This is a genomic window from Synechococcus sp. CS-197, from assembly GCF_025128215.1.
GTDB lineage: Bacteria > Cyanobacteriota > Cyanobacteriia > PCC-6307 > Cyanobiaceae > Synechococcus_C.
This window is the reverse complement of record NZ_JAHLZC010000008.1, coordinates 80,380-94,253: the sequence shown is the minus strand read 5'-3', so window position 1 is coordinate 94,253 and position 13,874 is coordinate 80,380. Positions and strand designations below refer to the sequence as shown.

Genomic DNA, 13,874 nt, shown 5'->3' with positions numbered 1-13,874 from the left:
AATGAAGGTCTCGATCGGAACCTCCTGTGATTGATCCACTGGCTGCTCTCAAGCCCTCGCAGAGGGCCCAGCTGAAAGTGCTGTGCTGGGTGGCGAGTGTGGATGGTGATGTGGCTGCGGAGGAGCGGGCGCTGCTCAGCAAGCTCTCGGCGCGCCTGCTGCCGCTGGAGGATCCGCAGGATGCGCTGGCCGCGTTGCAGGCTGAGCAGGAGACAGACGTCGAAGCCTGGGTGGCGCAGCTTCAAGGCAGTGACGAGCGCATGGCCCTGGTGTCCCTGGCCTTCCAGATGGCTTGCAGCAGCCAGGGTGAGGAGGATGACAGTGCCATCAATGCGGCTGAGCGTGTGGCCTACCGGCGCCTTCTCGATGCGCTCGACCTGCCTGACGCTCAGGTTCAGGAGGCTGAATGGGCGGCTCGCCAGGCCCTGAAGGAGACCCCCGCTCTCATCGACCGTCTCAATCAGCTTCTGTTTGGCTGGGGCGCCTGGCCTTCCGTGGCCGCACTGGAAGCCTCCGGGACCAGTTGGCTCTGATGGTGGTTTCCTTGCCGATCACACCTCAGCTCCAACGGCAGCTGGAGGCCTGGTTGCAGGAGGATCTCGGCCGCGGCGATCTCACAGCATCAGCACTTCAGGGCTGCCATGGGGCGGCTCACTGGATCGCCAAAGCAGACGGACAGTTCTGTGGTGGGGTGTTTCTGGAACCCATGGTGCGTGCGCTTGATCCGTTGGCTCAGGTCCGGCTGCTGGTGGCTGAAGGAGAGCGGGTTGCTTCAGGGCAGCGGGTGCTGGAGTTGGAGGGTGCGGCCACGGCGCTGGTCGCTGTTGAGCGCACGGCCCTCAACCTGGCCATGCGGCTGTCGGGCATCGCCACGGCCACCGCAGCCCTGGTGGCTGGGCTGGATGGAACTGGTGTGCGGCTCGCGGATACCCGCAAAACAACGCCTGGCCTGCGGCAGCTCGAGAAGTACGCCGTCCGCTGCGGAGGCGGGATCAATCACCGGCTTGGCTTGGATGATGCCGCCATGCTCAAGGAGAACCACCTGGCCTGGGCCGGTGGCGTGGAGGCGGCCATCACAGCGGTGAGAGCCTCTGCGCCTTGGCCGGCCCGGGTGATCGTTGAAGCGGAAACCGAGGCGGAGGCGATGGCCGCGGTGCAGGCAGGAGCTGATGGTGTGCTGCTCGATGAGTTCAGCCCACAGGAGCTGGCGGTGCTGGTGCCCAGACTGCGGGATCAAGCGCGCGGCCGTGACCATGCCGCACCTGTGGTGCTGGAGGCTTCAGGGATTCATCCGGATGCCCTTGCTGCCTATGCCGCCACCGGCATTGATCTGATTTCCACCAGTGCTCCGGTCACGCGCAGCAGCTGGCTTGATCTGAGCATGCGCTTTGCCGGCGCCGCGGGATGATCAGAGCCCGCCAAGCCCAACGCTTCTTCCATGCTGCGCATCGCCCATCGTTTGGATCTTCAGCTGCGTGCGGCCATGGACCGGGCGTTTCCGGAGCAGGCAGCGGCCGCCCGACAGGCTTCGCAACCGCTCGACCCCCAGCTGGCGCCAGCGAGCAAACCCGAATTCGGTGACTTCCAGGCCAACGGTGCGCTTGCCCTGGCCAAACCCTTGAAGCAGGCGCCACGCCAGATCGCCACGGCGATCGTTGCGCAACTGCAGGCTGATCCTGCTTTCACAGACCTGTGCCTGGAGCCCCAGATCGCCGGGCCTGGGTTCATCAACCTCACGGTCCGGCCCGAGCGGTTGGCGGCCGAGGTGTCAGCACGGCTGGGAGATCAGCGACTCGGTGTGCCTGCAGTGGAGCAGGCGGCGCCGGTGGTGGTGGATTTCTCCAGCCCCAACATCGCCAAGGAGATGCATGTGGGCCATCTGCGCTCCACGATCATCGGCGACTCCCTGGCGCGGGTGCTCGAGTTCCGCGGCCACCCCGTGCTGCGTCTCAACCACGTGGGTGACTGGGGCACCCAATTCGGCATGCTGATTACTCATCTCAAGCAGGTGGCGCCGGACGCCCTGGACACCGCCGATGCAGTGGATCTGGGCGATCTGGTGGCCTTCTACCGCGAAGCCAAGAAACGCTTCGACGACGATGAGGCCTTCCAGACCACGTCCCGGGAGGAGGTGGTGAAACTGCAGGGAGGCGATCCGGTGTCGCTCAAGGCCTGGGGACTGCTCTGCGACCAGTCGCGGCGGGAGTTCCAGAAGATCTACGACCGGCTCGACATTCGCCTCAATGAGCGAGGTGAGTCGTTTTACAACCCTTTCCTGCCCGCGGTGATCGATGGCTTGAAGGACGCCGAGCTGCTGGTCACCGACGACGGTGCCCAGTGCGTGTTCCTCGAAGGCGTTCAGGGCAAGGACGGCAAGCCCCTGCCGGTGATCGTGCAGAAGAGCGATGGCGGCTTCAATTACGCCACCACCGACCTGGCGGCGATCCGCTACCGCTTTGGAGCGGCGCCGGATGGGGATGACGCACGCCGGGTGATCTATGTGACCGATGCCGGCCAGGCCAATCATTTCGCCGGCGTGTTCCAGGTGGCGCAGCGGGCCGGTTGGATCCCGGAGGGCGCTCGCCTCGAGCATGTGCCCTTCGGGCTTGTGCAGGGGGAGGACGGCAAGAAGCTCAAGACCCGCGCCGGTGACACCGTGCGGTTGCGGGATCTGCTCGATGAAGCCGTCGAGCGCGCCGAAACCGATCTGCGCTCACGCCTGAATGAGGAGGAACGCAGCGAGTCGGAGGAGTTCATCCAGCATGTGGCAGGCACCGTGGGTTTGGCGGCGGTGAAATACGCCGACCTCAGCCAGAACCGGATCACCAACTACCAGTTCTCCTTCGATCGGATGCTGGCGTTGCAGGGCAACACGGCCCCTTACCTGCTCTATGCGGTGGTGCGCATCGCCGGCATCGCCCGCAAAGGGGGTGACCTGGAGGTGTTGACGGGCCAGCTGCAATTCAGCGAACCCCAGGAATGGGCCCTTGTGCGCGAGCTGCTCAAGTTCGATGCCGTGATTGCCGAGGTGGAGGAGGAGCTCTTGCCCAACCGCCTTTGCAGCTACCTGTTCGAGCTCAGCCAGGTGTTCAACCGCTTCTACGACCAGGTGCCGGTGCTCAAGGCTGACGCGGAGGCCCTCCCCTCCCGCCTGGCGCTGTGCCGGCTGACCGCCGACACGCTCAAATCGGGCCTCGGCCTGCTGGGCATCCCCACCCTGGACCGCATGTGATGCATCGACGGCTGCAAGCTCTGCGGACCCGGCACTGGCCAATCGGCATCGCCATGGTGCTCGCGGCCGTGCTCGTTCTGTCAGAGCCGGCCATCGTCGATTTCTTTCAGAAAGGGCATTTCAACTGGGTGTCGCTGCACTCCCTGGCCATCGCCCGTCACAGCAGCCTGGCCAATGGCGGCGTTGGTTATTCCTGTAAGTGGCTGACTTCAGATGGTTCCACGCACCTCGAGTACTTCAATCGCTACCCGATCGTCTTCGCGGTTTTGAGCCGTTGGCTGCTGTTGCCCTGGGCCGGCGATGGAGCGGCCTGGCTGTATGCGGCTCGGCAGTGGATGAATGTGATGTTTATCGCCACAGCTCTGGTGCTGTGGTGGTGGCTTCGGGCCCTGCGTTTCTCCCGGCCGGTGGCGATGGCCTCCCTGCTGTTCACGCTCTCCGCTCCGGTGGTGCTGCAGTACCGCAACATGTTCCACTTCGACCAGCCTGCGTTGCTGGCCTACGGGCTGCTGCTGCTCGTGGTGGTGCGCAAGGTTCTTCCTGATCAGCCTGATCTGCGCTGGTACTCGGCGGCACTGTGCCTGGCCGCCCTGAGCGGTCGGTCTGCGGTCGTGCTGATCGCCTCCCTGGTGTTGCCGTTGCAGCGGGGTCTGGCCGGCCGGCGCAGGGGGTTGTGGCTGGGCGTGCCGATCGCCTTCGCAACCGTTGGCGTCGCAACCGCTTACAACATCGTTTGGGAAGCCCGCCTCAATGCTGTGAGCTGGACCAGCACCACGGTGGTGCAGTCAGCTCTGCGCAGACTTGGCCTCAGCGGGAATGGGTTTTCCGAGCGAGCCCTGGAGCGCACCCGCTGGTTGGGGGGGGCGCTGCCCAAACTGATCGCTTACAGCACGGAGTTCATGCTGCCGCTCTTGCTGGTCGCGGCGGTGCTCGTGCTGACGCGCCTCGTGGCAAGGCGCAGACGGCTCTCCCCGGCTGCTGGCCCAATCCCCCCTGCCCTGCCTGAGCAGGCGCTGACCTTCCGTCGCCAGATGCTCTGGAGTACCGGGGGGACCGCTGTCCTCTGGGTGGTGCTGATGAAAAATCTGTTTGTGTTCCATGTGTACGCCGGCATGGTGTTGCTGCCGTTCCTGCTGCTGTGCATGGCGCACACCCTCGAACGCCTCATCCCAGAACTCGCGGCAGCGCTCAAGCGCAGCGAGCGACGTGTCACCCAGTGCAGCGTTGTCTTGGCCGGATCGGTCTTGGTGATCGTGCTGCTGCTGGGTCCGTCGGCGCAGCTCAGACCCGTGGCCGCCAGACGGTTGGTGCTGCAGGCTTTCTTTTCAGACCTGGCTGCTTACCGCAGCGGTGCGGATGCCGGTGTGCCGGTGCAGCGCAATGACCAGTGGTTCCCGCGCTCTCCCTATGCCCAATGTGCCTTGCTCGATGCCCCGCTGCTCAACGGGGAGCCTCCCGCGGATGCCCAGCTGAGCCGCCCTCCCGCGTTTCCAGCCCGCCCTGATTGATGGCCATGCAACATCCTCGGCTCCTCCTGCTTGGCACCGGTGGCACCATCGCCGGAACAGCGCCTGAATCAACGCAGCTCAACCGCTACGCCGCGGGGGTGATTGCTGCCGAGGGCCTGCTGGACGCCTTGCCGGAGCTGGCTTTGCTCGCCGAGATCCAGGTGGAGCAGATCGCCAATGTGGACAGCGCCGACCTTGGTTTCAGCCACTGGCGCTCTCTGGTGGAACGGATCCGCCAGTCCCTGGCGGCTGATCCTGGCCTGGCGGGGGTGGTGATCACCCATGGCACCAACACCCTGGAGGAAACGGCCTGGCTGCTGCACCTCCTGATCGATGACCCTCGGCCGGTGGTGCTGGTGGGAGCGATGCGGCCTGCCTCCGCTCTCAGTGCCGATGGCCCTCTCAACCTCTACCAGGCTGTTCAGGTGGCCATCAGTGCGGAGGCGCGCGGCCGCGGCGTGTTGGTGGTGATGGATGGCCAGATCCACTGCGCCCGAGCGGTCAGCAAACGCGCCACCCAGGGGGTAGGGGCCTTTCACAGTTCGGGTCGAGGCCCCCTGGGCTGGGTGGATGATCTCGGTGTTCATTTGCCTGAAGTGGAACGGAGTGAGCCCGCACTTTTTGCCGGTCTGTCCCTCCCGAGGGTCTGGCCCCAGGTGGTGATCCTGCATGGATGTGTGGAGCCTCCCCAGGCGTTGATCCCAGCGTTGCTCTCCGCTGGGGTGCAGGGTCTGGTGTTCACAGGTACTGGAGCTGGGCAGCTGTCGGTTGTGGAGCGGGATGCCCTGGCGCAGTGGGATGGTCAACCGCCCCTGATGCTGCGCGCGAACCGTTGCGGTTCGGGGCCGGTGCACCGCTGTGAGGACCACGCCAAGCTTGGCTTGCTCCCCGCCGGTGATCTCAGTCCTCAGAAGGCGCGAGTGCTGTTGCTGTTGGCCTTGATGGCAGGAGATGATCGCAATGCTTTGGCAGCCCGGCTCAAAACCCTCTCAGGATGAGCAGCTGTAGTGCGACAGCCCTCCAGCGTTGAAGAGTTCCCGGGGTCGCAGCTGGTCGTAGCGGCTTGTCAGGTCTGCTGAGAGTGGGGAGTAGGGATCTTTGAACACCGCCTGCAGCTCATGGATGAGGCGCATGTCTCCGCGTTCTGCTTGCTGGTAAGCCGGAGCGATCAACCATTCGCGCCAGGTGATGGCGGGATTGACGCGCTGCATCAGCGCGGCCGTCTGGTGGAGGTCACCCTGGGCTTCCAGGCGGCTGCGCCAGCGCTGCAGCCAGCGTTGCCATTGGTCTGTGAGCGCATCAGAACGGGGCAGGTAGAAGCTGGGATCCAGCTCGGAGACGTCCCTGGGAAGCGTCGACAGGATGCGGAAGGCCCGGCAGTAGTCCGCTCGGGTTGATGCCAGCAGCTGCAACAGTTCCGTCACCAGGGCTTCGTCGTAGGCGCTCAGGCCCAGCTTGTTGCTCCACATCACCTCCATCTCCGCTTGCATCGCCCTGGAAAAACCGTCGTGCAGTGCGTCCAGCTCCTCCTGGGCCTGGGTGTCGCCATCCAGCAGCGTGCGCAGCGACGCCCAGAGCATCTTGAAGTTCGTTTCTGCGGCCACGGGCTGGTTGAAGAAACAGAAGTGGGTCCCGCCACCGGTCCAGGGTTGGAAGCGGGGATCGAACAGTTCGCAGAATCCGAAGGGGCCGTAGTCGAGGGTGTAGCCGCCGGCGGCGCAGTTGTCGCTGTTGAAGTTGCCCTGGCAGTAGCCCACGCGCATCCAGTGGGCGACAAGCGACGTGAGCCGTCCGCGAAAGAGGCGTGCCAAGGCAATGACCTGCTGGTGGAAGGGCAGGCCCGGATCAATCTCCGGCCGGTAATTTCTTTCGATCAGATGCTCCACGATCAGCTGCAGCTCCCGGCGTGCTTCCGGGTGGGCCTCGCTGCGGGCACGGCGTGCGAACAGTTCGATCTGCCCCACCCGCAGGAAGGAGGGGGCCACGCGGGTGCTGATCGCGGCGGCATTGCTCACCATCACGTCCGGATCGAAGGAGCGCGAGTTCTCCGAGTACCAGGGCCTGGCGACCGTTTCGGATTGGGAGAGGTACAGCGTTAATGAGCGCGAGGTGGGCACACCGAGGGCGTGCATGAACTCCTGGGCCAGGAATTCGCGCACGCTCGAGCGCAGAACGGCGCGGCCGTCGGCACCGCGGCAGTAGGGCGTCGGTCCGCCGCCCTTGAGTTGCATCTCCCAGCGTTGCTCGTTGAACACGCCTTCAAACACGGAGATGGCCCGGCCGTCGCCGTAGCCGTTGCCGGTCCCGAACGGACACTGCTGGGTGTACTCGGTGCCGTAGATCGACAGGGCATAACCAGTGGCCCAGCCCCAGGGGCGCATGGGATCGGTGGCCGCTGAGTGGTCTCCGGAAAACAGCCTGCGAAAAGCCTCGTCATGCACCAGCGATTCGTTCAGCCCAAGCTCATCGAACAGGGCGGAACTGTGGGCGACGTAGGCCGGGTCGGGGAGCGGGGTCGGCTGCACCGGCACGTAGTGCCCGGAGTGCACCTGCCGGGGCCGGTGATCGCGTCCGTCCGTTGTGGACTGGGGATCCGCCTTCAGCTGGGACAGCAGCGAGTAGTCCGCTTTCTCTGCGAATGCACGGAACGTTGCGGTCGTCGCTGAGTTTGAGAATTTGGAGCTGGCTCCCATGGGCATGGCCCCGACACCGCTCCATCATGAAATGCGGAACCTGAAGGATCAGAGTGGTCAGGTGTCTGTGGAGGTGTGGGGTTGACGTTGTCCTTCCAGGATCTGCAGCGCCAGCTGCAACCCGATATCGCTCAGGTGGGACCAGGGAGCGACCCCTGGGATGTGTTGGTGATGCCGTCCCTCAACGTGAGCCGGGAGCAGATGGCGCTTGTGGAGGGGGCGCATCACTACGAGGAACGCCAGCTGTTCGAGCTGATCCGCTTGCGCCAGCCGCGGGCGCGCATGGTGTTTGTCACCAGCAAGCTGCTGCCTGATCTGGTGGTGGATTCCGTCCTGGAGTTGCTGCAAGGGGTGCCGATTTCCCATGCCCGTCAGCGCCTGCAGCTCTTCGACACCGATGACGCCAGCCCCCGCCCCCTGGCCGCCAAGTTGCTGGAGCGACCGCGGCTGCTCAGCCGCATCCGCGACAGCCTGCGGCCAGGGCGCAGTTACCTGAGTTGTTACAACGTCGGCGATCTCGAATGCCGCCTGTCCGAGGCGTTGCAGCTTCCCTTGATGGGGTGTGATCCGCAGCTGTCCAGCTGGGGCCACAAGGCCGGTGGTCGCGCCTTGTTCCGTCGCTGCGGGCTCCCCCATCCGGATGGATCGGAGTTGGTGTTTAGCTTCGACGGCCTGCTTGACGCCTGCCTGGATCTGCTGGAGCGCAAGCCAGGGTTGCGCCGGGCGGTGGTGAAGCTCAATCAGGGCTTCAGTGGTGAGGGGAATGCCCGGCTTGAGCTCGAGCCGCTGCAGCTTCACGACTGTTCACCCCAGGAACGCCGTGATCGCCTCAGGCTGGCTTTGGAGACCCTGCCCATGCCTGCGGCTGGATGGCGCAGCCAGCTCCAGGATCAGGGGGCACTGGTGGAGGAATGGCTGGAGGGTGGTGAGGCGATCTCCTCCCCCAGCGTGCAGGGGGTGATCCATCCCGGCGGCCGCGTGGAGGTGCTCTCCACCCATGAGCAGCACCTCGGCGGTGAGTCCGGCCAGGTGTATCTCGGTTGTCAGTTCCCGGCCGATCCGGCCTACCGGCTCGAGTTGCAGCGCTGGGGGCAGGCGGTTGGCGAGGCTCTGGCTGCGCTGGGGGCGTTGGATCATTTCTCGGTGGATGGACTGGCCCGACGGTTCGGCGATCGCTGGGATCTCCAGGCCATTGAGATCAACCTGCGCAAAGGCGGCACCACCCATCCCCATCAGGTGCTGCGCTTTCTCAGCAATGGCCACATGGATGCCACCACCGGTGCCTTCCTGTCTCCCCAGGGCAGTGAGCTGCATTACCTGGCCACAGACAACTTCATGCACCCCCAACTCCGGGGTCTGCTGCCCATGGATCTGATCGATGCTGTGGCTGAGGCCGGTTTGCATTACGACGCCCTCAAGGAGAGCGGAAGCGTGTTTCACCTTCTCGGTTGTCTTTCAGAACACGGCAAGCTGGGGATGACCTGCATCGGCACCACCCTGGCGGAGGCCCGGGAGGTGGATGCCCGCACGCGGGCCCGGCTGCTGGAGATGTGACGCGTTGCTGAGGCTATGACCGGATCAACTCCACCCTTCCCGCCCCCTGACTCCCGGCCCGAGGTGGAACGCCTCAAGGGCTACAGCGCTCCCCTGGAAGGGCGTCGCGGTCTGTTGCGCCTGGATTTCAACGAGAACACGCTGGGCCCCAGCCCGAAGGTGGTGGAGGCGATCCGATCATTCCCTGAGGAACTCATCGCCGTTTATCCGGAATACGACGGACTGCGCGAGGCGTTGATCGCCAATCTGAAGGCGTCGAAAGCGAGCCTTGCCCATCCCCTGGATCCGCAGCAGGTGGGGGTGTTCAACGGCGTGGATGCGGCCATCCATGCCGTGATTCACGCCTATGGGTCTCCCGGGGACACCCTGCTCACCACGAGTCCCACCTTCGGGTACTACGCCCCTTGCGCCGCCATGCAGGGGATGGCGCTCGAGGCGATTCCCCATGGCATGCCGGGGTTCGTGGTTCCTCTGGATGCGCTGCGCACGGCCCTGGCGCGCAAGCCGCGGATTCTGATGCTCTGCAACCCCAACAATCCCACCGGCGCCCGCCTGGCTGCGGATCAGGTGCTGGCCCTCGCAGCGTCTGCCCCGGACACGCTGGTGGTGGTGGATGAGCTCTATGAAGCGTTCACCGGAGATAGCGTGCTGCCCGTCGTCGATTTCCAGACGCAGGCCAATGTGCTGGTGCTGCGGTCTCTCGCCAAGACAGCAGGTCTGGCCGGGCTGCGACTGGGCTTTGCCATTGGCCACCCTGGCGTGGTGGACAGAGTTGGCCGCGTCACCGGTCCCTATGACGTGAACAGCCTGGCGGTGGCGGCGGCGTTTGCGGCCCTGGAGGACCAGGCCTACACCGACCACTATGTGCGGGAAGTGTTACGCGCGCGTGACTGGCTCGTGTCTGTATTGACGCGTTCGCGTGTTGTTTTTCACTGCGACGGGGGCAATTATCTGTTGGTTTGGCCAGAGCGGCCTGCTGATGCGGTGGAGCAGGCTCTGCGCTCTCAGGGAATCCTCGTGCGCTCGATGACCGGCAAGCCCCAGCTCGAGGGTGCCTTGCGGGTGAGCATCGGTACCCTCGAGCAGATGCAGCGGTTCTGGCGGGCTTACAGCAGCATCTGCGCCTGATCCAGGCTCAGCCTCAGCGCATCACATCGATCACGGTGTTGTCGCCCAAGGTCCCAGGAAGGGACAGCGTTGTGCCAACGCGTCGCACTTTTGTTCCCCCCATGGCATCGAGGAAGGGCTGCACGCCTCCTTGGTCGCAACCCTGGGGCGCATCGCCGCTGACGTATTGCACAGGAATCACGCGCCGTGGGTTCAGCTGCCTCACCACCTCGGCGGCTTCCTTGCCGTCGTACACCTTGCCGCCGCCGCCCACGCCGATGATCAGCACATCGGGGCGGCCGAGAAGCACCTTGTCTTCCCCGCTCAGGGGAGCGGCGCTACCACCGAGATGGGCGAAGCTCAGGCCACCCTGCTGCCAGCGCCAGATGGTGGCGTTGCCGAACCGTCGGCCTCCGACACGGTCATGGGGCGCTGAAAATCCTTCAAGGTTGAGCCCCCCAACCCGATAGGAGCCGGGCTTCACCAGATACGTCCCTCCCCCGATCCGAGCCCCTTCATCGGGCAGCTCTGAGCTGGCGAGCGTCACGGTGGCGTTCACGCGCGGTTCGCGCAGTCCTTTGGCACAGCCAACGGCCTTGAACGGGTTCACCAGCACTGAGCGGCCCCCTCCGTTGATCAGCAGGGCACTGTGGCCGTAGCTGGTGATGGTCACCCCTGCGGCTCGGGCCGCAGGGATGGCGAGTGTGCTGAGCAGGGCCGTCGCCGCCAGTGCCGAGGCCATGCGGCCGGCACTCCGTTGGTGCAGGAGATCGGTCATGGGGGCGTACCGGAGGGCTTTGGAAGCTAGCAGTGCTGCCCGCGACTTTCCGCTTGCTGCAGGAAGTTGGCCAACAGGTTGTGGCCGGCTTCGGTGAGCACGCTTTCAGGGTGGAACTGAACCCCTTGCAGATGGTGGTGGTCGCGGTGGCGCAGGCCCATCACGGTGCCGTCCTCCAGTTCGGCGGTGATCTCAAGGCAGGCCGGCAGGCTGCTGCGTTCCGCGATCAGGCTGTGGTAGCGCGTGGCCGTGAGTGGTTGCGGCAGGCCTGCGAACACCCCTTCCCCACGGTGCTGCACCGGGGATGTTTTGCCATGCATCAGTTCAGGCGCACGGACGATGCGGCCGCCGTAGGCCTGAGCCAGGGCCTGATGGCCCAGGCACACCCCCAGGGTTGGGATCTGCGGAGACAGCTGCCTGAGCACATCCAGGCAAACGCCAGCCTGATCGGGATCTCCGGGCCCAGGGGACAGAAGGATGGCATCGGGCTTGAGCGCGCTGATCGCTGCAACGCTGAGGGCGTCGTTGCGCTCCACCCGCAGTTCGGCGGCCAGAGGATGCTGGGCCGCCAACTCACCGAAATACTGCACCAGGTTGTAAGTGAAGCTGTCGTAGTTATCGATAACGAGGAGCATCGTTCAAAGACTGAGGCGAAGGGTCAGAGGAGGAAGCAAGAGCAACAGGGCGATCAGCAGCGAGCTGATGGCCGCCACCAACACCGCCGCAGCAGCGCAGTCCTTGGCGATTCGCGCCAGAGGATGGAAGCGACGACCGATGGCCAGATCCACCACCGATTCGATCGCCGTGTTGAGCAGCTCAAGTACCAAGACAGCGGCCACGGTGAGCACGAGGACGGCCAGCTGAATGGCCGGCAGTTGAAGCCAGAGCGCGAGGCCAAAGACCACCGAACCGATGCCCACATGGATCCGGAAATTCCTCTGACTGACAAATCCGTAGGCCAGTCCCTGGGCGGCGTAGCGGAAGCTGGCCGGCAGGTCGCCAGCAATGCGCCAGGCGCCTCGTTGGGCAGCGCGATGGGCCTGGTGGGTGCTGCGTTGGCTGATCTCCTCGGACAACGGTGCTCCGTCTTCAGGGTTCAGCAGTGATTTCATCTGCTCTTTCACAGTTGATCTCACCGTGGGATTGAACATTACCGGCCATGGCAAGCAGGCGCTCCTGACAGGCGATCATCGCGTTCAGCGTTGGTTCATCGGGGTGATCCCAGCCCAGGAGATGCAACAGCCCGTGACTGACCAGCCATTGCAGCTCTCGTTCCAGGCTGTGCCCCTGCTCCAGCGCTTGGCGCGCGGCCGTGGGCACGGACACCACGATGTCCCCGAGTTCCAGGGTTGTCGTCTGCTGGAGCGGCATCTCCGATTCAAGTGCTGCAAAAGACAACACATCCGTGGGTTGGGGCAGACCTCGCCAGCGGCCGTTGAGCTCGGCGATCTCTTGATCTCCGGTGAATTGCAGGCCGAGGCTGATCTCCTCACAGGCCGTCAGTTCAGGCACTGTTGGATCGACGCGGTTCTCGCGCAGCGTCTCGAGCCAACGACAGAGGTCGCTCTGCCAGAGCTCAGGGTTCTGCAGCCGCTGCGTTGAGGCCGATCTCCCAAGGCTGTTCACTTGCGCGTCGTCAGCCCCCGTGAAGGCCAGGTCGAGAACGACCGGATCGCACTGACGTGCACTCATTGCGGCAGGGTTGGCCGTCCCAGCCAGGCCACCACCAGGATGAATCCGATGAAGCCGGCAGCGGTGAGTCCGAAGTGGAAGAGGCTTTTGCTTCCTTTGCGCACCATGTTGCGCATCGCCTGTTTGACGAAACTCGGGGGTGGGGTGGTGGATCCTTCCTGCTCGGGCATGGTCAGTTGTCTTCCTCCTGTCCGGGACTGTCCACACCCTGGCGCAGCAACGCTTGGATGAAGGGGTCCAGGTCGCCATCCATCACGCCCTGCACATCGTTGGTTTCCTCCTGGGTGCGCAGATCCTTCACCATCTGGTAAGGGTGAAACACGTAATTTCTGATCTGGTTGCCCCAGGCGGCTTCCACGATGTCGCCGCGGATATCGGCGATCTCAGCAGCACGTTGCTCCTGGGCGATCACCAGCAGCTTGGCCTTGAGAAGGGCCATGGCTTTTTCTTTGTTTTGAAGTTGGGAGCGCTCCTGGGTGCAACGCACGGCCAGGCCCGTGGGGACATGCAGGATGCGCACAGCGGTTTCCACCTTGTTCACGTTCTGACCGCCAGCACCTCCAGAGCGTGAGGTTGTGACCTCCAGATCCTTGTCGGGAATGTCGATATCGACATCCTCCTCAAGCTTGGGCATCACCTCCACACCGGCAAAGCTGGTCTGGCGCTTGTCATTCGCGTTGAACGGAGAGATGCGCACCAGGCGATGGGTCCCCTTTTCGTTGCGCAAATAGCCATAGGCGTAACGCCCCTCAATTTCGATCGTGGCGCTCTTGATTCCCGCTTCTTCTCCTTCGCTGAGTTCGTCCACCGTCACTTTCATGCCACGGTCTTCAGCCCAGCGCGTGTACATGCGCAGGAGCATCTGGGCCCAGTCTTGAGCGTCGGTTCCGCCAGCACCGGCATTAATGGAGAGCACGGCTCCCTCTTTGTCGTACTCACCGCTGAGCAGACGTTCCAGTTCCCAGCGATCCAGGTCGCGGCGCAACTGGGTCAGGCCACTCTGGGCCTCGCCCAGCATGTCGTCGTCGGGCTCTAGGTCGTAAAGCTCAAGCGTGGCCTGAGCATCAGAGACCGCCCCCTGCCAGGTGTCGAGCTGTTGCAGCATCGCCTTCACCTCATCAAGGCGCCGCATCTGCTTCTGCGCGTTCTGCTGGTCGTCCCAGAAGTCAGGCTGCGCCGCGAGTTGTTCGAGGTCCTGCTGCCGAGCGTTCAGTGCAGGAACGTCAAAGACAGTCCTGGGCATGGCCCAGGCGGTCAGTGAGCTCGGAGAGGTCGCGTTTGAAGTCGGTGAGATCGAGCAAAGCTGCTCT

14 protein-coding genes are annotated in these 13,874 nt (G+C 64.3%); 7 read left to right on the top strand and 7 right to left on the bottom strand.

Going from position 1 to position 13,874, the window contains the following annotated elements:
* Positions 1–26: 26 nt before the first annotated feature.
* The 5 genes from KQ296_RS02250 to KQ296_RS02230 are packed head-to-tail and all read left to right on the top strand — an operon-like array spanning position 27 to position 5,738.
* Positions 27–533: a TerB family tellurite resistance protein gene (locus tag KQ296_RS02250; RefSeq protein ID WP_011934225.1), complete on the top strand. Its 507-nt coding sequence runs from the start codon at positions 27–29 to the stop codon at positions 531–533.
* On the top strand, positions 533–1,408 hold the full coding sequence (nadC, locus tag KQ296_RS02245) for a carboxylating nicotinate-nucleotide diphosphorylase (protein WP_011934224.1): 876 nt from the start codon (positions 533–535) through the stop codon (positions 1,406–1,408). Before KQ296_RS02250 ends, nadC begins: the two co-directional genes overlap by 1 nt.
* A gap of 30 nt (positions 1,409–1,438) precedes the next feature.
* On the top strand, positions 1,439–3,232 hold the full coding sequence (gene argS / locus KQ296_RS02240; protein WP_011934223.1) for an arginine--tRNA ligase: 1,794 nt from the start codon (positions 1,439–1,441) through the stop codon (positions 3,230–3,232).
* A complete protein-coding gene (locus tag KQ296_RS02235) occupies positions 3,232–4,740 on the top strand; it encodes a hypothetical protein (RefSeq protein ID WP_011934222.1) in 1,509 nt (502 codons plus the stop codon). The genes argS and KQ296_RS02235 overlap by 1 nt, the downstream gene beginning before the upstream one ends.
* Complete coding sequence (locus KQ296_RS02230) at positions 4,740–5,738, top strand: asparaginase (protein ID WP_011934221.1); 999 nt, start codon at positions 4,740–4,742, stop codon at positions 5,736–5,738. The genes KQ296_RS02235 and KQ296_RS02230 overlap by 1 nt, the downstream gene beginning before the upstream one ends.
* On the opposite strand, the gene KQ296_RS02225 is transcribed toward KQ296_RS02230, so the two are convergent.
* Complete coding sequence (locus KQ296_RS02225) at positions 5,730–7,439, bottom strand: protein adenylyltransferase SelO family protein (protein ID WP_011934220.1); 1,710 nt, start codon at positions 7,437–7,439, stop codon at positions 5,730–5,732. The genes KQ296_RS02230 and KQ296_RS02225 overlap by 9 nt on opposite strands.
* A 75-nt stretch (positions 7,440–7,514) precedes the next feature.
* Between KQ296_RS02225 and KQ296_RS02220 the strand changes: the two genes are divergently transcribed.
* Together KQ296_RS02220 and KQ296_RS02215 are read left to right on the top strand one after the other, a co-directional pair.
* Positions 7,515–8,987: a peptide ligase PGM1-related protein gene (locus tag KQ296_RS02220; protein ID WP_041428694.1), complete on the top strand. Its 1,473-nt coding sequence runs from the start codon at positions 7,515–7,517 to the stop codon at positions 8,985–8,987.
* A gap of 15 nt (positions 8,988–9,002) precedes the next feature.
* Positions 9,003–10,115, top strand: a complete 1,113-nt coding sequence (locus KQ296_RS02215) for a histidinol-phosphate transaminase (RefSeq protein ID WP_011934218.1) — start codon at positions 9,003–9,005, stop codon at positions 10,113–10,115.
* Between the two features lie 13 nt (positions 10,116–10,128).
* Here the strand turns inward: KQ296_RS02215 and KQ296_RS02210 are convergent, their stop codons facing one another.
* The 6 genes from KQ296_RS02210 to prfB form a co-directional block, all read right to left on the bottom strand.
* Entirely contained in the window at positions 10,129–10,872 is a 744-nt protein-coding gene (locus KQ296_RS02210) for an MBL fold metallo-hydrolase (RefSeq protein ID WP_011934217.1), read from the bottom strand.
* A gap of 26 nt (positions 10,873–10,898) precedes the next feature.
* On the bottom strand, positions 10,899–11,507 hold the full coding sequence (locus KQ296_RS02205; protein ID WP_011934216.1) for an aminodeoxychorismate/anthranilate synthase component II: 609 nt from the start codon (positions 11,505–11,507) through the stop codon (positions 10,899–10,901).
* Positions 11,508–11,510: 3 nt separating this feature from the next.
* Positions 11,511–11,984: a diacylglycerol kinase family protein gene (locus KQ296_RS02200; RefSeq protein WP_011934215.1), complete on the bottom strand. Its 474-nt coding sequence runs from the start codon at positions 11,982–11,984 to the stop codon at positions 11,511–11,513.
* Entirely contained in the window at positions 11,962–12,564 is a 603-nt protein-coding gene (ybeY, locus tag KQ296_RS02195; RefSeq protein WP_011934214.1) for an rRNA maturation RNase YbeY, read from the bottom strand. The genes KQ296_RS02200 and ybeY overlap by 23 nt, the downstream gene beginning before the upstream one ends.
* On the bottom strand, positions 12,561–12,734 hold the full coding sequence (locus tag KQ296_RS02190) for a DUF3285 domain-containing protein (RefSeq protein ID WP_011934213.1): 174 nt from the start codon (positions 12,732–12,734) through the stop codon (positions 12,561–12,563). Before KQ296_RS02190 ends, ybeY begins: the two co-directional genes overlap by 4 nt.
* A 2-nt stretch (positions 12,735–12,736) precedes the next feature.
* A protein-coding gene (prfB, locus tag KQ296_RS02185) for a peptide chain release factor 2 (RefSeq protein ID WP_259726319.1) occupies positions 12,737–13,865 on the bottom strand; the annotation gives its coding sequence in 2 pieces (ribosomal slippage) (positions 12,737–13,789 and positions 13,791–13,865; 1,128 coding nt in all).
* Positions 13,866–13,874: the final 9 nt, after the last annotated feature.

Excerpts from the sequence above, each read along its gene's own strand:
- nadC (WP_011934224.1), top strand. The coding sequence starts at position 533 with ATGGTGGTTTCCTTGCCGATCACACCTCAGCTCCAACGGCAGCTGGAG.
- argS (WP_011934223.1), top strand. The coding sequence starts at position 1,439 with ATGCTGCGCATCGCCCATCGTTTGGATCTTCAGCTGCGTGCGGCCATG.
- KQ296_RS02235 (WP_011934222.1), top strand. The coding sequence starts at position 3,232 with ATGCATCGACGGCTGCAAGCTCTGCGGACCCGGCACTGGCCAATCGGC.
- KQ296_RS02230 (WP_011934221.1), top strand. The coding sequence starts at position 4,740 with ATGGCCATGCAACATCCTCGGCTCCTCCTGCTTGGCACCGGTGGCACC.
- KQ296_RS02225 (WP_011934220.1), bottom strand. The coding sequence starts at position 7,439 with ATGCCCATGGGAGCCAGCTCCAAATTCTCAAACTCAGCGACGACCGCA.
- KQ296_RS02215 (WP_011934218.1), top strand. The coding sequence starts at position 9,003 with ATGACCGGATCAACTCCACCCTTCCCGCCCCCTGACTCCCGGCCCGAG.
- KQ296_RS02210 (WP_011934217.1), bottom strand. The coding sequence starts at position 10,872 with ATGACCGATCTCCTGCACCAACGGAGTGCCGGCCGCATGGCCTCGGCA.
- KQ296_RS02205 (WP_011934216.1), bottom strand. The coding sequence starts at position 11,507 with ATGCTCCTCGTTATCGATAACTACGACAGCTTCACTTACAACCTGGTG.
- KQ296_RS02200 (WP_011934215.1), bottom strand. The coding sequence starts at position 11,984 with ATGAAATCACTGCTGAACCCTGAAGACGGAGCACCGTTGTCCGAGGAG.
- ybeY (WP_011934214.1), bottom strand. The coding sequence starts at position 12,564 with ATGAGTGCACGTCAGTGCGATCCGGTCGTTCTCGACCTGGCCTTCACG.
- KQ296_RS02190 (WP_011934213.1), bottom strand. The coding sequence starts at position 12,734 with ATGCCCGAGCAGGAAGGATCCACCACCCCACCCCCGAGTTTCGTCAAA.